Annotated in this window: 15 protein-coding genes and 1 pseudogene; 7 read left to right on the forward strand and 9 right to left on the reverse strand. The window is 66.4% G+C overall.

Translation table 11 applies throughout. The features are described 5' to 3' along the window. The first annotated feature begins 551 nt into the window (after positions 1 to 551). Positions 552 to 4,769, forward strand: coding sequence for an amino acid adenylation domain-containing protein (locus ACWGRX_RS22575; RefSeq protein WP_452119393.1), 4,218 nt, complete (start codon positions 552 to 554; stop codon positions 4,767 to 4,769). Further along, complete coding sequence (locus ACWGRX_RS22580) at positions 4,766 to 5,986, forward strand: MFS transporter (RefSeq protein ID WP_452119394.1); 1,221 nt, start codon at positions 4,766 to 4,768, stop codon at positions 5,984 to 5,986. Before ACWGRX_RS22575 ends, ACWGRX_RS22580 begins: the two co-directional genes overlap by 4 nt. Positions 5,987 to 6,115: 129 nt before the next feature. Here the strand turns inward: ACWGRX_RS22580 and ACWGRX_RS22585 are convergent, their stop codons facing one another. From ACWGRX_RS22585 to ACWGRX_RS22600, 4 genes are read right to left on the reverse strand one after another with little or no spacing between them, the layout of a single operon-like run. Continuing rightward, complete coding sequence (locus ACWGRX_RS22585) at positions 6,116 to 7,393, reverse strand: TRAP transporter large permease (RefSeq protein WP_452119395.1); 1,278 nt, start codon at positions 7,391 to 7,393, stop codon at positions 6,116 to 6,118. A 10-nt stretch (positions 7,394 to 7,403) separates the two neighbouring features. Further along, positions 7,404 to 7,916 carry a TRAP transporter small permease gene (locus ACWGRX_RS22590; protein ID WP_452119396.1) on the reverse strand — a complete coding sequence of 171 codons (513 nt, stop codon included), beginning with the start codon at positions 7,914 to 7,916 and terminating at the stop codon, positions 7,404 to 7,406. Further along, entirely contained in the window at positions 7,913 to 8,899 is a 987-nt protein-coding gene (locus ACWGRX_RS22595; RefSeq protein WP_452119397.1) for a TRAP transporter substrate-binding protein, read from the reverse strand. Before ACWGRX_RS22595 ends, ACWGRX_RS22590 begins: the two co-directional genes overlap by 4 nt. A 47-nt stretch (positions 8,900 to 8,946) precedes the next feature. After that, a complete protein-coding gene (locus ACWGRX_RS22600) occupies positions 8,947 to 10,098 on the reverse strand; it encodes a mandelate racemase/muconate lactonizing enzyme family protein (RefSeq protein WP_452119398.1) in 1,152 nt (383 codons plus the stop codon). Between the two features lie 109 nt (positions 10,099 to 10,207). On the opposite strand from ACWGRX_RS22600, the gene ACWGRX_RS22605 reads away from it, so the two are divergent. Beyond that, positions 10,208 to 11,122 carry a LysR family transcriptional regulator gene (locus tag ACWGRX_RS22605; RefSeq protein WP_452119399.1) on the forward strand — a complete coding sequence of 305 codons (915 nt, stop codon included), beginning with the start codon at positions 10,208 to 10,210 and terminating at the stop codon, positions 11,120 to 11,122. Between the two features lie 31 nt (positions 11,123 to 11,153). Here ACWGRX_RS22605 and ACWGRX_RS22610 read toward each other — a convergent pair whose 3' ends face one another. Beyond that, a complete protein-coding gene (locus ACWGRX_RS22610; protein ID WP_452119400.1) occupies positions 11,154 to 12,071 on the reverse strand; it encodes a LysR family transcriptional regulator in 918 nt (305 codons plus the stop codon). A 109-nt stretch (positions 12,072 to 12,180) separates the two neighbouring features. Here ACWGRX_RS22610 and ACWGRX_RS22615 point away from each other — a divergent pair, with 109 nt between their 5' ends. From ACWGRX_RS22615 to ACWGRX_RS22630, 4 genes are read left to right on the forward strand one after another with little or no spacing between them, the layout of a single operon-like run. Next, a complete protein-coding gene (locus ACWGRX_RS22615; RefSeq protein WP_291637156.1) occupies positions 12,181 to 13,242 on the forward strand; it encodes a TRAP transporter substrate-binding protein in 1,062 nt (353 codons plus the stop codon). Positions 13,243 to 13,268: 26 nt separating this feature from the next. Further along, a complete protein-coding gene (locus tag ACWGRX_RS22620) occupies positions 13,269 to 13,859 on the forward strand; it encodes a TRAP transporter small permease subunit (RefSeq protein ID WP_452119401.1) in 591 nt (196 codons plus the stop codon). A 6-nt stretch (positions 13,860 to 13,865) separates the two neighbouring features. Beyond that, the gene (locus ACWGRX_RS22625) at positions 13,866 to 15,155 is read left to right on the forward strand and encodes a TRAP transporter large permease (RefSeq protein WP_452119402.1); all 1,290 of its coding nucleotides are present in this window, start codon (positions 13,866 to 13,868) and stop codon (positions 15,153 to 15,155) included. 34 nt (positions 15,156 to 15,189) lie between these two features. Further along, positions 15,190 to 15,873 (forward strand): HD domain-containing protein, encoded by a 684-nt coding sequence (locus ACWGRX_RS22630; protein WP_452119403.1) that lies wholly within the window; start codon positions 15,190 to 15,192, stop codon positions 15,871 to 15,873. 31 nt (positions 15,874 to 15,904) lie between these two features. Here the strand turns inward: ACWGRX_RS22630 and ACWGRX_RS22635 are convergent. From ACWGRX_RS22635 to ACWGRX_RS22650, 4 genes and pseudogenes are all read right to left on the reverse strand, one after another. Further along, positions 15,905 to 16,234, reverse strand: a pseudogene (locus ACWGRX_RS22635) (IS630 family transposase); the annotation flags it as partial. 72 nt (positions 16,235 to 16,306) lie between these two features. Continuing rightward, positions 16,307 to 17,476 (reverse strand): 4-hydroxybenzoate 3-monooxygenase, encoded by a 1,170-nt coding sequence (gene pobA / locus ACWGRX_RS22640; RefSeq protein ID WP_452119404.1) that lies wholly within the window; start codon positions 17,474 to 17,476, stop codon positions 16,307 to 16,309. A 138-nt stretch (positions 17,477 to 17,614) separates the two neighbouring features. Next, on the reverse strand, positions 17,615 to 19,207 hold the full coding sequence (locus ACWGRX_RS22645; protein WP_452119405.1) for a gamma-glutamyltransferase family protein: 1,593 nt from the start codon (positions 19,205 to 19,207) through the stop codon (positions 17,615 to 17,617). 174 nt (positions 19,208 to 19,381) lie between these two features. After that, entirely contained in the window at positions 19,382 to 20,266 is an 885-nt protein-coding gene (locus ACWGRX_RS22650; protein ID WP_452119406.1) for a DMT family transporter, read from the reverse strand. Positions 20,267 to 20,410: the final 144 nt, after the last annotated feature.

Here is a 20,410-nt window from a genome sequence, read left to right on the forward strand (position 1 = left end):
CAATCCCCTGCCCCATGGGGGCAAACTTGCGCGCCGAAACACAGTATTCGGGGCAGCATGCTGCCAGTATTCTAAAACATTCTAATCGTTTCCATTTTCCTGGAGAATGAAGCCGGATATCTCGTTTGAGTTGGTGTGCTGGAGGCCGAGATAGCTCATGAGATCTTCGCCCTCACTCGTGGATGGGGACCGGCTGTCAAGGGGGAGGTCGCCATGGCCGATCTGACACAGGCTCTGCCCCGGGTTGGCCAGGAGCGGGCTAGCCCCCTTGCGATCGCCTCTGACGGCGCGCGTTCCCTAAAGGACTTATGGCGTCACAGGGCAGGATGGCCTCGCCAGAAAGGCGCTGACCTTCGTGCCCTCAGGCCTCGCATGCGCGAACTCGCGACGGCGTTTTGCGGCGATGCATGTTCAGTAAGACGGCTCGCGCGCCGCAAGGCCGCGACACCGTGAAGCGTCATTCTCCGCGCAACCGACGGCGCCCGTCAGATCGGCGCCGTTCGCTCCAAGTCTAGTCAAGAGTATCGCGCATCAGCGTCGGAGCCATCACGATGAACGCCGTCACGCCTGAAATACCTCTTGCCATTCCGCTTGCGGTCGTCACCCAGCGCATCTGGCTGGAGTGCAAGCGCGCGCCGGACAGCTCCGCCTATTTCGTGCCGTTCGTCTACCGCCTCAATGCGGGTGTCGACCCGCAGCGGCTGGAACAGGCGCTGCGAGAGACGGTGAAAGCGCATCCGGCGCTGCGCTCCGTGGTGACGGAGGTGGACGGCAAGCCGTTCCAGATCGTCAAGGAGACGCCGGCTCAAGTGCTCGAGCGCTCGGACTGCTGGGAATGGGCCGTCACCAAGCCGTTCGACATGGAAAACGGCCCGCTTTTCCGCTTCGTGCTGTGCGGCGACATCTTCGTCATCAATGGCAGCCACCTCATACTGGACGGCAGCTCCATTCTGCTGCTGCTGGAAGAGGTGAGCGCGCGCTATCACGGCCAGCCCGTGCCGGAACCCGGGCCGGGCCCCGAAGCCTGGCGCGCGCTCGAGAACGCCTATCTGGAAAGCCCCGAGCGCGAGGCCGACAGGGCCTATTGGTCGGGGATGCTGGCCCAGTCCGATTTCCGCGCCGGCCTGCCGACAAGGCGCGAGAGCTATGCCGGCGAGCAGGACGGCAACCTCTATTTCTCCCTGCGCCTGCCGCAGATGAATGTGAGCCCGTTCATCACCACGCTCGCCCTGATCCAGGCGCTGATCCACCGCTACACCGAGCAGGAGATGGTGGCGGTACTCTATCCCACCGATCTGCGCGGCAAGGAGTTCGCGCGATCCATGGGCTCGTTCGTCAACTCGCTGATCGCGACTGCGAGCTTTACGCCCGAACTTTCCTTCGCGCAGCTGGTGGCGCAGGTGCAGGAGCAGCGGCGGGCAACCCGCGCGCATGACCGCCTGTCGTTCCAGGAGGTGATCGCGGGCCTGCGCAAGGCGCGGCCCTCGGACGCCGTCCAGCTACCGAACGTCTCGGTCTCCTGGGCGAAGCCGCTCTGGCCGTTCGAACTCGGGACGCCGCTGCCGCTCGAGACCGTGGACTGCCAGAACGACCTCCTGTTCCTCGCCTTCGCCGAAGGGGAGCGGCTCGACCTGCGCCTGCAATACAGCGCCCGCCAGTTCACCCGCCGCTTCGTGGAGGAGATCGCGGCGCATCTCTCGGTCCTGGCCGATCTCGTCGCTGCTGAGCCCGATGCGCCGCTCTCGACGCTGATGCTCGCAACGCCCGCCGAGGTCGCGCGTATCGAGCAGGACTGGACACCCGCGCCCGCGCCGCGCAGCGATCTGCAATTGCTCCACGACGCTTTCTCCGACTGGGCCGAGCGGCAACCCGAGGCCCCGGCCCTGCTGACGCGCGAGCGGGTGATCAGCTATGGCGAGATGGAGCGGCTGACCAACCGCATCGCCCACAGCCTGCGCCGCCGCGGCGTCAAGCCGAACAGGCTGGTCGGCGTGATGATGGAGAAGGGCTGGGAGCAGGTGGTGGCCTGCATGGCCATCCTCAAGGCGGGTGGCGGCTACCTGCCGATCAATGCCGGCTGGCCGGCCGAGCGCATGGACGCCGTGATCTCCCAGGGGGACGTCGAGGTGGTGCTGTCCCAGCAGCGCGTCGTCGAGCGCCTCGGCCGTCCCGGCCTCGCGGTCGACGACGAGGCCTTGTGGGCGGGCGAGCCCGACACGCGTCTCGCTTCGGTCAACGACCTCAGCGACATCTGCTATGTGCTGTTCACCTCCGGCTCGACCGGCAAGCCGAAGGGTGTGACGCTGACCCATTTCAGCGTGATGAACACCCTGCGCAATGCCAATGAGCAGCACGGTGTCGGTCCCGGCGACCGTTCGCTCCAGCTCTCCGATTTCGCCTTCGACCTCTCGGTCTACGACATCTTCGGCATGCTCTCGGCGGGCGCCGGCGTGGTGATCCCGGACGAGAGCCGTCATCTTGAACCGCTCCACTGGGTCGAGATCGCCCGCCAGCATCAGGCCAGCATCTGGACCAGCGTGCCGATGTATGTGGACATGTGGGCACAGTCGGGCGAGCCGATGCCGAGCATGCGCGTGTTCATGATGGGCGGCGACAAGATCCCCGTCGACCTGCCGGAGCGCATTCGCCAGCTCGCCCCCGATGCGGTGCTCTGGAGTGTCGGCGGACCGACCGAGACCTCGATCATCTCCAACTGGTATCGCATCGGCGCGGTGGACCCGATCTGGACCACCATCCCCTATGGCCGGGCGATGTTGAACCAGAAGATGCTGGTGCTCGATTCCGGGCTCAACCAGTGCCCGCCTTTCATGCCGGGCCGGATCTTCATGGGCGGAGTCTGCCTGGCGCGCGGCTATTGGAAGGACAAGGAAAAGACCGACGCCGCCTTCATCACCTATCCTGCCACTGGGGAGCGCATCTACTACACCGGCGACCTCGGCCGCTGGCTGCCGGACGGGCAGGTCGAGTTCCTCGGGCGTGCCGACTTCCAGGTGAAGATCAACGGCTTCCGCATCGAGCTCGGCGAGATCGAGGGGGCTATCCAGTCGCTGCCCGGCGTCAAGGCCGCGATCGTGGACGGCCAGGAGCAGCCGGATCGGAAGGGCAAATTCCTGGTGGCCTATGTGGTCTCGGACTCGCCGCTCGACGCCGCCGAGATGCGCGCAGCGCTGCAGGACGGGTTGCCCTATTACATGATCCCGCGTGTGTTCGCGCAGCTCGACCGGATTCCGCTTTCGGCGAACGGCAAGGTCGACCGCAAGGCGCTGCCGCGGGTCGAAGTGGCCCGCACGGCCGATGATCTGCCCTATGTGGCGCCGCGGACGCCGATCGAGGCTGCGCTGGTCGACGTTTGGCAGTTCGTGCTGGAGCACGAGCCCGTCGGCATTCACGACAATTTCTATGGGTTGGGCGGGGATTCCCTGCTCGCCGTCCTGCTGGGCATCAGGGCGCGGGAGGCGGGCGTGCCGTTCGACCCCGCCACGCTGCAGCGTACGCCTACCATCGCCGAGCTCGCACAGAGCCTGACCCCCGCCCGCAAGGTGGAGACGGGCACGGTGACCGGCGAGGTGCCGCTCTCGCCCATGCAGCGCTATTATTTCTCCTGGGCGACGGAACGGCCGCAGCAATTCAACGTCTCGGCCGTGTTCCGCTGCGCGGTCGAGGCGGATCGCCTGAGGACGGCGCTTGCGACGCTGGTCGCCCATCACGACGCCCTGCGGCTGAGATTTGATGGCACGCGCCAGTTCTACGCCGAGGACGAGGTGGAGGTGCCGCTCGAATGCGCCGACATTCCGCTGGCCGAAGTCGGCGCGCGGGCGGCGCGGATGCAGGAGGCCCTCGACATTGCGCGCGGGCCGATCATGCGCGCGGGACTGTTCACCACCGAGAACGGCCAGCGTCTCGTGCTGATCTGCCATCATCTGGTGACCGACGGCTTGTCCTGGGGCGCGCTGGTCTCGGATCTACAGCGCGCCTATCTCGGCGAGGCGCTGCCGCCCTCGGGCGGATCCTACAAGGACTGGGTGGAAGAGCTGATATCCTTCGCCAACAGTCCGGAAGCTGAAGCGCAGCTGCCCTTCTGGCTCGGCCAACAGGGGCCGAGCTTCGCGGCCGACAATGAGTGGCCCGGCGCCCGCCAAAGGGACATCGTCACCTATGAGAGCGATATGTTGGACGCCGCGCCGCCCAACGCCTACGAGCGTGTCGCCGCGGCGCTCCTGGAGGCGACCGGCCAGGACCGCCTGATGCTGCACGTGGTCGGCCACGGGCGCGAGTCGGTGGTAGGCGACAGCGATCCCACCCGCATATGCGGCTGGTTCACCAGCCACACGCCGCTCGTTCTCTCGGGCGGGTTGAAGGAGGTGGCCGGGCAATTGCGCTCGATGCCGGATCACGGCATCGCTCATGGCGCGCTCAGGGCCTATCACCCGCGCGGATCGGAGCTGGCCGGGCAGGACCAAGTCAAGATTCTCTACAACTTCTTCGGCGAGACCTGGGACAGCAGCTTCCGGGGCGCGGTCTTCGAGAAACCGGAAGACGAGCTGCTCTATCTGAAGAACCACGCCCATGCGGATAACCCGGCTGATTTCCGGCTTTATCTGATGGCCATCATCACCGAGGGCCGGCTGAAGGTCCGCTTCCACTATTCCGCGGTCAATTACGAGGCGGATGTGATCCGGAGGCTCGCCGACCGGATGCGGACCAGCCTGCTGGCGCATGCGAGCGAGCCCGTCGGCGCGCCGGCATGATCGCGCTCTATCTGTTGATCCTGATCGACTCGATCAGCGCGACGATCATCATCCCGCTGCTCGGGCCGCTGCTGATCGACCAGGCGACGCTGGTGTTCCTACCGGAGGCCTCGCTGCCGCTGCGCAATTTCGTCAGCGGCCTTCTGGTCGCGACCTATGTCCTCCTCATGCTCTACATGGCCCCTGTGCTCGGCCGGCTGTCCGACCAATGGGGACGCAGGCCCGTGCTGCTGCTCTGCGCGGCCGGGTTGCTGCTTGGCAACATCCTTGCCGGGCTGGCGATCGAGTTCGGGAGCCTGGCGTTGCTGTTCCTCGGGCGGATGATCGGCGGCGCGACGGCCGCAGCCCAGTCGACGGCCCAGGCGGCGCTGGTCGATCTCGGCAGCAACAAGGCCCGGCTGTTGAGCTACAGCATGCTGTTCTCCTCGCTCGGCTTCGTGCTCGGCCCGGTGCTGGCGACGGGCCTCTCCCATGTCTCCTTCGCGGCGCCGCTGCATTTTTGCACCTTCCTGACCGTTGTCGCGCTCCTGCTCCTCGCCCGCTACCGGGAGGGGGCGGCTGCCGAGCGGCGGATCGACTGGTCCAGCATCTCGCTTTGGGAAGGGGTGCGCTGCTTCCGGGACGCGGCGGGCGACGAACTCGTGCGTGGCATTCTCGGCTGCTTCATCCTGATGCAGGTGGCATGGGGCGGATTCTTCGTGTTCGTCTCGGTCTATCTCATGGAGGCCCCGAGGATCGACCTGAGCCTGTCGGAGGTCGGCGTGTTCATGGCGATCATCGGCATCGGCTTCTGCGTTTCCAACGGGCTGGTGCAGCCGATCCTGGCCGGGCGCTTCGACATGCGCACCCTTGCGGTGACGGGGCTCGGGCTGAATGCTGTGACCATGGTGCTGTGCCTGATGGCGACCTCGGCCTATCAGGCCTATGCCGCCGGGCTGATGGCGGGCATCACCATCAACATCGCCTATCCCTCGATCGTCACGATGCTGTCGGATCGCGTGCCGCCTGAGCGGCAGGGCTGGATCCTCGGCATGGTGGGGGCGGCGGCAGCGATGGGCTGGGCGATTTCCTCCGTCGTGTCCGGAGGGCTGGGCGGGCTCGGGCATGCGCTGCCCATCGTTTTGGCCGCAATCCTGATGGCCTGTGCCGCGCTGGCGATGACGGTGGCCGGCGCCGGCTGGCGCAAGCTTTCGGAGGCCCAGGGAAAGTCCGAGTGAGCGCCCCAACTGGTGGCTCAAATTGGCCTGGTGCCGGTTTCGTGGACACCGAGATTGGGTGTTTCATGAACACGGCAGCAGGCCAAGTCGATCGAACAGATCCCGCAAACCGGATCTCGGCGGGCGAGATCAGCGATAGACGAGATCGCGCAGAGCCAGAGAAATCCAGGGTGCGTATGTGATCAGCATCAGGCAGGCCAGCACAACGCCGATGAACGGCATCAGCGACTTCGTCATGCGATCGAGCGAGATCCTCGCCACGGCGCAGGCCGCGAAGAGATTGACGCCGAAGGGAGGCGTGATCATCCCGAGCGCCAGATTGACGACCATGACCATGCCGAAATGGACGGGGTCGATGCCGAAGCTGGCTGCGACGGGTGCAAGGATCGGCGCCAGCACGATGATCGCGGCCGAGGTCTCGATGAACATGCCGATGATGAAGAGGAACAGGTTCACCGCGAGCAGGAACGACCAGCCGCTGTCGAAGGTCGCGATGATGTAGGCACCGATCTGCGCGGGAACGCCGGCGCGCGTCAGCAGGAAGCTGAACAGCCCCGCCATTGCGATGATCATCATGATCACCGAGGACGATATCACCGACTTGCGCAGGATCGCGATCACACCGGGCAGATCGAGCTCGCGGTAGATGAGGCAGCTGACGATCAGCGCGTAGAAAACGGCGACGATCGATGCCTCCGTGGGGGTGAACACCCCTCCGTAGATGCCACCGAGAATGATCACCGGCATCATCAGCGCCAGCCCCGCCGCGCGCGTCGCCGGCAGGACTCCGAGGCGGCCCTCCCGGTCGGTCTTGCCGTAGCCCTTGATCCGGCACCAGAGCCAGACCGCCAGCATCAGCGCGCCAGCGATCAGGAAGCCCGGCCCGAAGCCGGCGACGAAGAGCTCGCCGATCGAGACTTCGGCCGCCACGCCATAAAGGATCATCGGGATGGACGGGGGGATGATGACGCCGAGTTCCGCCGCGCTCGCCTGCAAGGACGCCGCGAAGGGCAATGGATAGCCGTGCCGGACCATGGCCGGGATCAGGATCGCGCCGATCGCGAAGGTCGTGGCGACGCTGGAGCCCGAAACCGCAGCGAAGATCATGCAGGTCAGGATGCAGGAGCAAGCCAGCCCGCCCTGCACGCCGCCGACGAGGCTCTTGGCGAAATCGACGAGCCTTCGCGAGATGCCGCCTTCGCCCATCAGATTGCCGGCGAGGATGAAGAAGGGCACTGCAGCGAGCGGGAACTTGTCGAGCGCGGCGAAGGCCTGCTGCGCCACGAGGACCAGAGGCAATTGCGTGTGAAGTCCAAGCCCCGCGACCGCCGCCAGCCCCACTGCGATCGCGACAGGCACGGAGCACAGGAACAGGACGCACATCGTGACGAGCATGGTCGCGGTCATGATCGGCTCCTCAGACCGCGGTTTCGAGTTCTTCGCGGCGCGGGTCGAAGAAGTGCGCAACGACGGCCAGCATCGAGACCAGGGCGCCCGCCGGGATCGCGGCATAGGCATAGCTCACCGGGATCTCGAGACCGGCGAGGTTCTGGAAGCGCACGCGGCCGGTCAGATCGATGCCGAACCAGACGAGGACGCCGAGCAAGGCAAGAGTCGCCAGCGCGATCAGCCCCTCGAGCACGCGGCGCCGACGGCCGCGCACCAGCCGATAGAGCAGATCGACTGAAACCAGCGAGCCGGCCCGCACCGCAGCCGCAAGGCCGAGATAGGCCATCCAGATCAGCATCATCCGGATCAGCGGCTCCGACCAAGTTGCCGGCTCTTGCAGGATGAACCGGGTCAGCACCTGGAAGAGGCCGGCGCAGGCGGCAACCGCCATCGCGACGCAGCCCAGGGCAAGCGCTGCGCCGGTGACGAGGCGCTCGGTCGCGAGCAGCAGCGCGACCGGCCGGGTCGGCTGCGTGCTCACTTCTGGTCCCTGATGCGCGCGATCGTCGCCTCGCCGAAACGCTTGCCGAGTTCGGCGAAAGCCGGCTTCAGCAGGTCCTGGAACTTGGCGGTGTCGACCTTCTCGACGACCTGCAGGCCGAGCTTGCGCAATTCGTCGATGCCGGTCTTCTCCACCTTCGCAACCTCGTCCTTGCAGATCGCCATGGCGCGGCGCCCGGCCTCGACGAACAGCTTCTGGTCCTCCGGCGACAGTGCTTCGAAGGCGCGCGGTGCCATGACGAAGCCGACCGGCGTGAAGGCGTGGTTGGTGATGGTGAGATACTTCTGCACCTGGCCGAACTTGTTGTTGAGGATAGCGCCGATCGGATTTTCCTGTCCGTCCACGACGCCCTGCTGCAGCGCCGTGAACACCTCGGGCAGCGCCATCGGCGTCGGCAGAGCACCGAGCGCGCGCCAGACCTGGAGATGGATCTGGTTCTCCTGGGTGCGGATCTTCAGGCCCTTGACATCTTCGGGGGCGTTGACCGGCCGGCGGCTATTGGTGAGCTGACGAAAGCCGATGCCCCCGAAGGCCAGACCCTGCAGGCCCTTGGCCTTGAACTTGGCCAGGATCTCCTGGCCGATAGGGCCGTCGAGCACAGCCTGCGCATGGTCGAAGTCGCGGAACAGGAACGGAATGTCGAAGACCTGAACCTCGGGCACGAAATTGGCGATGACCGAGGTCGAGGGGACGGTCAGATCGACGGTGCCGATCTGCAGGCCTTCCAGCACCTCACGATCACCACCCAGGGCTCCGCCGGGATGCAGGCGAATCTCGATACGGCCATTGGTCTTGGCCTTGATCTCCTCGGCGAAGGCGGTCATCGCGACGCCTTCGGGCGCCGTGGCGCGACCGACGAAAGCCAGGTTGAGCACCTTGGGCTGCTGCGCCGAGGCGGATGAGAAACCGGCGAGGCAGGCCGCGCCCAGAAGCGCGGAACGGAGAATGGCGGTCAGTCGCATGGTCGTCTCCTCTGTGATGACGGTCGCGGTTGGATCCGACGAGCCGACTATTCGATGGTCCAGTGGCTGGTGATGAAGGGTTCGAGCCGCTCGGGCGTCAGGTCGAGGCCCAGCCCCGGTGCGTCCGGGACGGCAACCGCGCCGTCGGCGTCGAGGGGATGGCTGGCAAAGGCGGTGCGCAGCGGATTTTCCGACGGATCATACTCGAACAGTGGCCAGCGCAGGCGGCCGCGCCGCTCCGGCAGGCAGGCGGCGAAATGCAGCGATGCCTGGAAGTTGACGACCGAGCCCCAGACATGGGGAACCAGCGCGACCTCGAACGCCTCGCACAGAGCCGAAATCCGCATGCCTTCGGAAAGCCCGCCGCACAGCCCGAGATCGGGCTGGACGAAGTCGAAGACGCCGGCCGCCAGGTAGTCGCGGAAGGCCCGCAGTCCGAAAAGGGCCTCGCCTCCCGCCAGCGGAAACGGCGAGGCCGCGGCAAAGCGGCGATAGCCTGGCAGGTCGTCGTGAGCGATCGGCTCCTCGAGCCAGACCGGGTCGACCTCGGCGAGGCGTTGCGCGATCGCGAGCCCACCTTCGACGGAAAAGCCCTCGTTCAGGTCGATCATCAACGGCATCGTCTCGCCGATCTGCGCGCGGACCTTGCGAGCCGTTGCTCCGTCGCAGGCCGGATCGGTGCCCATCCTGAGCTTGATCGCCCGGAAGCCGGCATCGAGATAGCCGGCGATATCGGCCTCGAAATCACGATAGGGGGCGCTGCCGGGCTTCATGAACGGGCCGCTGACATAGGCCGGGATCCGGCTGCGCAGCTTGCCGCCGAGCAGGGCGTGAACCGGCTTGCCGGCGATCTGGCCGGCGAGATCCCAAAGCGCGACGTCGAGCCCGCCGAGCGCCATCGTCGAGATGCCGCGCCGGTCATAGCCCAGTCGCGCGGCCATGGCCTGCCAGCCGGCCCGCGGCAGCGTCGCATCATGGCCGATCAGCGCCGGCGCGAAGTGCTCCCGCACAAGCGCCGCGGCCGCGCCGGGATAGGCCCAGCTTTCGCCCCAGCCGACCGCACCACTATCGCTCACCACCCGCAGCAGCAGCGCGCCGCGGCGGTCGAACATCTGCCGGGAATTGCCGATGGTCTGGCTCAGCTTGGCGCAGAGCTCGAACCCGTCGATGCGGATGATCCTGGGAGGCGTTGAAAGCATGACAAGTGATGAACCGAGGCAGGGAAGCCATCGTAAAGCATCTTTGCCAACGCTAATCTAATTTGATTATCTACGGCACGATTCATCAGAAATCCAAATATGGAATGCCATGGGCCTGAGGTTCACCATCGCGCAGCTCGAGGCTTTCTTCTGGACCGCCCGGCTAGGTTCCCTCAGCAAGGCGGCCAGCCACCTTCACATGTCGCAGCCGACCATTTCGCTGCGCCTGCGGGATCTCGAACAGGCGCTCGACGTCAAGCTCTTCCAGCGCAACGGCCGTGGGCTCGTGGCGACCGCCGACGGCCTCGCGCTCCTGCCGCGTGCTGCTGCGCTGCTGGAGGAGGCGGACCGGATCATGCTCCAGACAGACCCGGAGGTGGTGACGGGAAGCATCCGCGTCGGCTTTGCGGAGGGCTTCGCGATGACCTGCCTGCCGACGCTGCTCGAGACTGTGCGGACCGACTATCCGTTGTTGAAGGCAGAGTATGTGGTCTCGATCAGCTATGAATTGGAGCGAGAGCTGAACGACCGGCATCTCGATCTCGCCGTGCTGGTCAACCCCATCGGCAGGCCCGGCATGAAGCTCGTCCCACTCGGCGTGCAGGACACGGCCTGGGTCGCCTCGGTGAAATGGGGGCTGGGACCGGAAGTGCGCCCGCGCGATCTGGTCGGCCTGCCGATCGTCAGCAATCAGCCGCGATCGGCGATGTTCCGCCAGATCAAGGACTGGTTCGCCACTGCCGGCCTCGAACCGCTGAGCCACGATCTGTGCAACAGCGTCGCCGTCATCGGCCATCTCGTCTCGTCGGGTGTGGCGCTCGGGGTGCTGCCGGCCCGCATGATGGAGGCGGAAGTCAGAGCTGGACTGGTCACAGTCCTGCGATCGGTGCCGGACCTGATCCATGGCCGGGTCTATGCGAGCTATCCCGAGGGCGGCCTGACCGCACCGGTGAGCGCGATGGTGAAATCGATCCAGAAGGCTCTGGAGGCCATCGACTACCTCAAGGTCGATGGGGCGAGCTGAGTGGCCAAGCCCGAATACAAGCAGCGGGGTGTCAGGCCTCCGAGCCCAGCGGCGGCAGCAGGAACGGAACCTGGCCCAGGACACGTTGCGCCGCGGCGATGACCGCCTCGATCTCGGCCGTGGCCCCGCCGATGCGATGACCGGCGCAGACGGCTGCATGAGGAAACTCAGGCACAGAGCGCAGTTTGATGACGCTCCCGCTCACGAGGACCGGCTCCATCAGCTTCACGGGCAGGAAGGCGGCAGCAACGCCCTCCCGGACCAGATGGGCAATCACCATCTGGCCCGTGCAGAAGTCGAGCCGTCGGGGCTTCACATCTGCTGCGCTGAACCAGTCGGTGATCTGCCGATGCATGGCAGACGGGGGAGGATTGGTCAGGATCTGGCAGTCCTGCAGATCGGCTGGTCGCACGATCGGGCCCAGTCGCAGGCTCTCGGCTGCAACCCATGCAGCCTCCTGGCGCCCAAGCTCGACCAATCTGATGGCTGCGCCGTCGCTGGGATGAACCAGAATGGCGAGATCGAGTCGGTGTTCGCGCAACTCGTCCTCAAGCTGCGTGCTCGTCGCGATCGACAATTCGAGGCGCAGCATCGGATGGAGCGCGGCAAGGTCTTTGAGGATTCTGGGCAGGCAAGCGACCGCGAATGTTTCCGGCATGCCGACCTTCACCGTGCCGTGCAGGGCGCCGGTGGACCCCGCCCGTTCGCGCATGCGCGCGAGTTCCTCGATGATCGATATGGCGTGCCCGAAGAGCTGCTCTCCGTCGGGGCTCAGTCTCAATGTCGCGCCGGATCGCTCGAAGACCCTGACGCCGAGCTCGTCCTGAAGGGATTTCAGCCGCAGCGACACAGTGGGCTGAGCCAGGAAGAGATGCCTGGCTGCGGACTGCACGGAGCCCAGCCGGGCAGTCCAGACAAAGGCCTCCAGTTCTGCAATCGTCGGACGCATTGAAAAATCCAATGTGATCTAACGAGATAATCCAATTGGATTTACGATTGCAATGCGGCTTAGGCTTCCCACCAGAAGTCGGATAGCCGACCCGCCAGGGGAGAACATGATGCAGCGACCGATCCGCACTTTGACGTTCCTCGCAAGCTTCGGCCTGTCAGCCATGGCTGCGCAGGCCCAGGACTTTCCCAAGATCAATCTGAAAGTGTCTGGCGGGAACCAGACGCAGAACCTGTTCCAGAAGGTCTACAAGCCGTTCTTCACGGAGACGCTTTCCGCGAAGACGAACGGCGCGATTACGACGACCTTCGGATCGCTGGAGGAACTCGGCCTGCGTGGACCCGAGGTGCTGCGCCTGCTTCGCCAGGGTGTGTTCGACATCTCCGAAGCGACGATGAGCTACATGGCCGGCGAGGATTCCCGGTTCGACGGCCTCGACCTGCCCGGCGTCACGGTCGACATCGCCACCCAGCGCAAGGCCGCCGACGCTTTCCGGCCCGCCCTCGCGAAGGCCCTGGAGACCAAATACAACACCAAGCTCCTGAGCATGAGCCCGGTCGCAGCGCAGATGTTCTACTGCAAGGGCGATGTCGCCGGGCTCGACTCGCTACGCGGCAAGGCGGTGCGGACCTTCAACCGCGCCATGTCGCAAATGGTCGAGGGCGCCGGCGGCTCCTCGGTGAACGTGCCCTTCGCCGAGGTGATCCCGGCGATGCAGCGCGGCGTCGCCCAATGCGCCGTGACCGGCACCTCGGCCGGCAATACGGCACGCTGGTGGGAGGTGAGCGATCATCTCTACGCGCTGCCGATGGGCTGGTCGATGACGTTCTTCGGCGCCAATCTGCGCAGTTGGTCGCGGCTGGATGAGAAGACGCGGACCTTCCTCGAGCAACAATTCGCCGAGCTCGAGGATCGCATGTGGGCGCAGGCCGGCAGCGACATCCAGGACGGCGTGAACTGCAATACCGGCCTCGGCCCGTGCAAGGATGGCATCGAAGCCAATCCCAAGATGAAGTTCGTCACCGTGTCCGATACGGACAAGGCTGCGGCGCAGAAGATCCTGCGCGAGCGTATCCTGCCAGATTGGGCCAAGCGCTGTGGCGCCGAATGTGTGGCCGAGTGGAACGCCACCGTCGGCAAGGTCGCGGGCATCGAGGCGACGGCGCAGTAGCGCCGCCGCCCAGCGAGGCGCATTACATGGTGGGATTTCACACACTCGTCGCGGCCGTCTCGCTCTGGATGGCCCGCATCGGCGGCCTGATGCTCGTCGGATCGGCGGTGGTGATCACCGTCGAGATCCTGGCACGCAAGGTGATCCATATCCCCTTCAGCGTCGGCACGGAATTGTCGAGCTATGCGCTCGCGATCTCCGCCAGCTGGTCCTTCAGCTACGCCCTGCTGAACCGCGCACATGTGCGCATCGACGTGGTCCGGAACTGGATGCCACCCGGCATCCGCTTCGGCCTCGACGTTCTCGCGCTGGGCGCGCTCGGGGCAGTGGCGTTGATCCTCGCCTGGTTCGCCTGGGATACGGTCTATGCCTCCTGGGAACTCGGTGCACGGGAAAACACCTCGCTCGGCACGTTGCTGGTGATCCCGCAAGGCCTCTGGTTCGTCGGGCTGGTCTGGTTCGCGCTTGTCTGTGTGGAACAGCTGGGTTGCGTCGCCCTGGCGCTGATGCGCGGCGATGGAGCCGCGGCCAGCGTGATCGTCACGACGCCCGATGTCGCCGACGAGATCGAAGAGGCACTCGAAGCCGTCGACGCGCAACCTGTGATCCCGAGATAAGCGACCATGGTCCCCACCTCGCTTGGCCTGCTGATCGTCCTGCTCGGGCTCAGCATCCCCGTTGGCGCGGCGCTCTTGCTGCTTGCGCTCTCGCTCGGGGCGGCGTTCTCGCCGATGCCGATCTATCTCGCCATGGGCGAGGTCGTCTGGTCGGCCTCGACCAACGCCATCCTCGTCAGCGTGCCGCTCTTCGTGCTGCTCGGCGAGATCCTGTTGCGTTCGGGCATGGCGGACCGCCTCTATCGCTCGATGAGCCACTGGCTCGCCTGGCTTCCCGGTGGGCTGATGCATGCCAATATCGGCGCGTCGATGGTCTTCGCGGCGACCTCGGGATCGAGCGTCGCGACCGCCGCCACGATCGGGACGGTCGCAACCCCGGTCATCAAGACCTATGGCTATGGCGAGCGCCTCTTCCTCGGCACGGTCGCCGCGGGTGGGACGCTGGGCATCCTGATTCCGCCCTCGATCAACCTGATCATCTATGGCTGGCTGACGCAGACCTCGGTGCCGCAGCTCTATCTCGCCGGCTTCGTGCCCGGTATCGCGCTCGGGCTGATCTTCATGGCGACGATCCTGATCTGCTGCCTCATTCGGCCGCAATGGCGCGGGCGCGCGATCGAGACCTCGTGGAACGAGCGTATCGCCAGCCTCGGCGGGCTGGTGCCGCCAGCGATCATCTTCCTGATCGTGATCGGCAGCATCTATGCCGGTTTCGCGACGCCGACGGAATCGGCTGCGCTCGGCGTGGTCGTCGCGATCGGGCTGGCTGCGATCAACCGCAGGCTCTCCGCCGCGATGATCCTCGAGGCGCTCGACGGCACGATGCGGACATCGGCGATGATCATGCTGATCGTCGCCGCGGCCTTCTTCCTGAACTTCGTGCTGTCCGCGATCGGCCTGGTCGGCGCGCTGAACAGCTTCATTACCGGCCTCGGGCTCGGCCCGATGGGAACGCTGGTCGCGATCATCGTCTTCTATCTGATCCTCGGCTGCTTCATGGAGCCATTGCCGATGATGATCGTGACGGTTCCGATCATCGTCCCGGTCGTGGTCCAGGCCGGATTCGATCCGGTCTGGTTCGGCATCATGGTGGTCCTGCTCTGCGAGACGGCGATGATCACGCCGCCTGTCGGGGTCAATCTCTATGTCGTGCAGGGCGTCCGGGGGCGCGGCGTCATCAGCGACGTCATTCTCGGAGTCCTCCCCTTCATCGGCAGCCTGCTCGTCATGATCGTCCTAATCATCGCCGCGCCCGGCATCGTCATGTGGCTGCCGCGCCTGATCGGCGCGCAGTGACCATCGTCCAACGATCTGTAATTCGGAGAAGAATGTGACCTATCCGCGAACCGTATCGCTGCGTGGCAAGTCGATCGAGATCACCGAAGCCAAGCGGGCCGCCCGCGTCGCCGAGATGCCGGAGATCGATTGGATCGGGGATCGCGATCTGCGCGACAAGGTCATCGACGCCTGGGTCGCTGCGCTCGAAGCCCATGGCTTCACGCAGATCGGCGAGATGAAACCCTCGGGCAACTACGACTCGATGCCCTTGCTGACCGGCACGCAATGCGACCATATGCGCTCGGTCTGCCGCTTGGCGGTGAAGACGGCGGAGGAGATGGCGGGCCTGTTCCCCAATTTCCGCTATGACCGCGACATCCTGATCGCCGGCGCTCTCTGCCACGACATCGGCAAGGTCTGGGAGTTCCAGCCCGACAATGTCCAGCGTTGGAAGGCCAATCGCCACGCTGTCGGCTTCCCCTCGGTCCGTCACCCCGGCTACGGCGTTTTTATCTGCTTCGCCATGGATCTGCCGGAGGCGGTGGCCCATATCGCAGCCGCTCACTCAGCCGAGGGTGAACTGCTGGAGCGCAGTCTCGAAAACACGATCGTCCATTGGGCCGACGTAACCTTCTGGAAGACGGTCGAAGCCGGTGGCCAGTTCGCAACAACCGACACTTGGCTCGATGGTCTGACCGGCGGCGTCAGCGGAAAGCCAAAATCCGCGGCGCTCTAGCACCTACATTGCGGACGCCAAATCAGGTCGTGAGGAGCTTGACGAAATAGGTCTCGAAGGCGTCGCGGTTGACGGCCCGTCCAGCAGCCAGGGGGCGATGAAGCCGCGCAGCCTCAACGCGCCGACGAAGGTCGTCGTGATCGCTGCTACGCGCGGCCCTTCGGGTGCGACGGCCATGCGGCACGGCTATTCGCTGGCGTTCACCGCGCTGACGGCGGCCGTGTCGGCGGGCCATGTTGGTCGAGGCCCGGGGCTGATCGATGAGGGCGAGGCGCTGCGGATCGAGATCGGGCCGGCTCTCTGACCAGCCCTGCCGGCGCTTCAGGATGTCAGAGGGGCTCTGCACGCTGCCATGCGCCGATGCGCATGTCGCGAGCTGCCAGTTCGGCCCTGATCTCAGCCGGCCCTTCCATCGACCTTTCGTGTTCTTTCCTCAGAACGGCAGGCCGACATAATTCTCCGCCAGCGCCGCCATCGCAGCCGGCGACGAGGTCAGATAGGCGCGCTCGGCCTGCTGGATCCGGCCGCCGAAGCCGTCATGGTCGGGAAAATGATGCATCAGCCCGGTCAGCCACCAGGAAAAGCGCTCGGCCTTCCAGACGCGGGCGAGGGCGCGGGCCGAGTAGGCGTCGATGCCGGCGGATGAGCGCTCGGCATAATGCTCGCCCAGGGCTTGCGAGAGATAATGGACGTCGCTGGCGGCGAGGTTCAGGCCCTTGGCGCCGGTCGGCGGCACGATATGGGCGGCATCTCCGGCGAGGAACAAGCGGCCGAAGCGCATCGGCTCGGCGACGAAGGAGCGCAGGGGTGCCAGCGACTTTTCGAGCGAAGGGCCGGTGACCAGGGCGTCGGCGGTCGCAGGATCGAGCCGGCGGCGCAGCTCGGCCCAGAAGCGCTCATCCGTCCAGTCGTCGACGCGCTCGTTCAGGGCGCATTGCAGGTAATAGCGGCTGCGGCTGTTCGAGCGCATCGAGCAGAGCGCGAAGCCGCGCTCCTCGCCGGCATAGATCAGCTCATGCGAGACCGGCGGGACATCGGCGAGCAGGCCGAGCCAGCCGAAGGGGTAGACCCGTTCGAAGGTCTTGAGGGCGCGGCTCGGCACGCTGGCGCGCGAGACGCCGTGATAGCCGTCGCAGCCGGCGATGAAGTCGCAATCGAGGCGCTTTTGTTCCCCGCGATCGAGATAGGTGACGTAAGGGGTGTCGCCGTCGAAATCATGCAGGGCGACCTTCTCCGCCTCGTAGACGGTGAGCGCGCCCTGGCTGGCGCGCAGGTCCATGAGGTCGCGGGTGACCTCGGTCTGGCCGTAGACGGTGACATGCTTGCCGGTCAGCCCGGCGAGGTCGATCCGGTGGCGCTTGCCGTCGAAGAGCAGGTCGAAGCCGTCATGCGGCAGGCCCTCGGCGTGCAGGCGGGTGCCGGCCCCTACCGCGTCGAGGAGCCGGACCGTGCCGCTTTCGAGGACGCCGGCCCGGATGCGCGAGAGCACATAGTCGCCGCTGCGCTGCTCGAGGATGACATTCTCGATCCCGGCCGCATGCAGCAGCTGGCCGAGCAGCAGGCCGGCCGGGCCTGCGCCGATGATCGCGACTTGCGTGCGCATTCTGGTTACGTCCTCGGCCGTTCCGGCTCGGAGCTGGCCGGTTACGCGTTCCCCGCGCACATCCTGCGCGGAGTTCCGAAGCTGCGTCCAGAGTGCCGGCAGCCGGTATTTGGTCGTAGTTAGCGGCCTGGAAATGGCTCAGAAGCCGGCGGCGTGCCCGTCTTTCCGGAAGTCGGAGCCGCCGACATAGCCGCCCGCGATCCTGTGGACGAGCTGCGCGCCGCCGAAGCCGAAGCTCGAATCGGGGGACTCCAGTGCGAGACGGTGGCCGAGCGCGCCGAGCTTCTGCACCACGTCTGACTTCATCGTGCTTTCGATCGCGACGTCGAGCCCCTGGATGACGCGCCAGCGTGGCGCGTCGGCGGCGGTCTGCGGGTCCTGACCCCAGAGCTGGGTGCGCAGCATCATCTGCAGGTGACCCTGCGCCTGCATCGGTCCGCCCATCAGGCCGAAGGCCATGATCGGCTCGGAAGCGCCCATGACGAAGCCGGGGATGATGGTGTGGAAGGGGCGCTTGCGCGGACCGACCTCGTTGGGGTGGCCCGCCTGCGTCGTGAAGCCGAAGCCGCGGTTCTGCAGGCTGATGCCGGTGCCGGGCACGACGACGCCGGAGCCGAAGCCGGCATAGTTGGATTGGATGTAGGAGACCATCATGCCGTCGGCGTCGCCGGTGGCGAGGCAGACGGTGCCGCCCTGCTTAGGCGCGCCGACCGGGAATTCGGTTGCGTGGCTGCGGTCTATCAGCCTCGCCCGCGAGGCGAGATAGGCAGGGTCGAGCAGATGCGCCGTCTTGACCTCGTGCATGCTGCCTTCGTCGGCGACATAGGTCTCGACGTCGAGGAAGGCGAGCTTCATCGCCTCGATTTGGAGATGCAGCGCCTCGGCGCTGTCGGGCGCAAAATCTGCGATATCGGTCTGGCTGAGCATGCCGAGCGCCATCAGCGCGGCGATGCCCTGGCCGTTGGGCGGGATCTCGTGCAGCGCCGCCTCGCCGAAGCGCTGGCTGATCGTGCCGCACCAGTCGTTGCGATGAGCGGCGAGGTCGTCCTCGGTCAGCGCCGCGCCGTGCTGCCGCGCGAAGGCGGCGATCTTGCCGGCGAGCGCGCCGCGATAGAAGGCCTCGCCGCGCGTCTCGGCGATCAGGCGCAGGCTCTCTGCCATATCGGGCGTGCGGAAGATCTCGCCGGCGAGCGGTGCCCTGCCGCCCGGCATGAAATGCTCGGCGAAGCCGGGCTGCTCCTTCAGCGTGTTGGCGCCACGCCGCCAGAGCTCGCCGATGATCGGGGTGACGTGGAAGCCGCGCGAGGCGTAGTCGATCGCCGGCTCGAACAGGGTCTCGAAGGGCAGCTTGCCGAAGCGCTGCGACAGCTCGGCCCAGGCCGAGACGGCGCCCGGCACGGTGACGCTCTCCCAGCCACGCTGCGGCATGCCGCCCTTTCCGGCGAAGCGCTCGGGCGTCCAGGCGGAAGGCGAGCGGCCCGAGGCGTTGAGCCCGTGCAGCTCCTTGCCGTCCCAGAGGATGCAGAAGGCATCGGAGCCGAGACCGTTGCCGGTCGGCTCGACCACCGGCAGGGTGATCGCGGCGGCGAGCGCCGCATCGAGCGCATTGCCGCCCTTGCGCAGCATCGAAAGACCGGCCTCGGTCGCCAGTGGATGCGAGGTCGCGACGAGGTTGCGGGCGAGGACGGGAGAGCGCCGGGTCGGGTAGGGCGCGTCGATCGGGAACTTCATGGGCGAGGCCTTCAGCGGAGTTTTTGCGCACGGACGCGCGGCAGGGCGAGCGGCGGCGAGGCCGACCGGGTGACTGGTGAAATCCGAGCGCGCCGGCAAACGGGCGAGCGCCACGAACCTGCCGCGAAGCGCCCGGTTCAGCAAGCCTTCGCGGCTGTCTCCGGGGCTGGCTGGCTATGCCTTGCGCGAAGCCGGGATCATGATCGCGCCGGAGGCCGCGACGACGAGGGCGAGGCCGAGCCAGTCGGTCGCCGTCGGGCGCTCGCCGAGCAGCAACACGGAGCCGAGCGCGCCGACCGCCGGCACCATCAAGGTGCCGAGGCTGGCGATGCCGGCCGGCAGCCGCGCGACCACGACGAACCAGAGGAAATAGGCGAGCGCCTGCGCGCCGAGGATGTGGAAGCTCAGTGCCGCCGCGACCTTCGGCGAAAGCAGCTTTGGCACGGGAAAGCCCTCGAAGACGAGCATGCCGAGGCCGGCCGCGACGCCGCCGACCAGCAATTGCCAGGCGGCGATGGTGAGGGCCGGCGCCGCCACCGGCCAGCGCTTGGTGACGATGGTGCCGAGCGCCCAGCTCAATGCGGCGAGCAAGGCGAGCGCCAGTCCGGGCGAGAACTGGCCGCTGCGGATCAAGGGCAGGCCGAGGCAGACGAGGCCGGAGATGCCGAGCCCGAGGCCGAGGAGCCGGCGCCGGTCGAAGCGTTCGCCGAGGATCGGCAGAGCGAGCAGCGTCGCCCAGATCGGCATGGTGAAGGTCAGGATCGCGGCGCGCGAGGTCGGCGCCATCAGCTGGGCGAAGGCGAGCAGGATGTTGAAGGCCGCGATCGAGAGGAAGCCGGCGATGATCAGCCGCGACCATTGCTCCCTTGGCACGGCGAGCGGGATGCCACGGGCGAGCGCGACGGCGACCAGCACCAGCCCGGCGAAGGTCATGCCGGCGGCGCGCAGCGTCCAGGGTGCGATCTCGGTGAGCGATATCCGCACCGCCGGCCAGTTGAAGCCCCAGAGCAGGCCGAGCAGCGGGACGAGCAGAAGCGAGCGGGAAGGGGCGGGCGGCATGGCGAGACTATGCGGGATGGCGGGCCACTGGCGTCATGTCATTTCGATGGAGGCTCGATGCGCGGCAGACGGGCGCCGCTTTTCGCTTCTCCCCTTGCGGGAGAAGGTGGCTCGAAGGGCCGGATCAGGGGGCGCTCAGGTCAT

The sequence above is a fragment of the Allobosea sp. NPDC055594 genome (assembly GCF_053618995.1).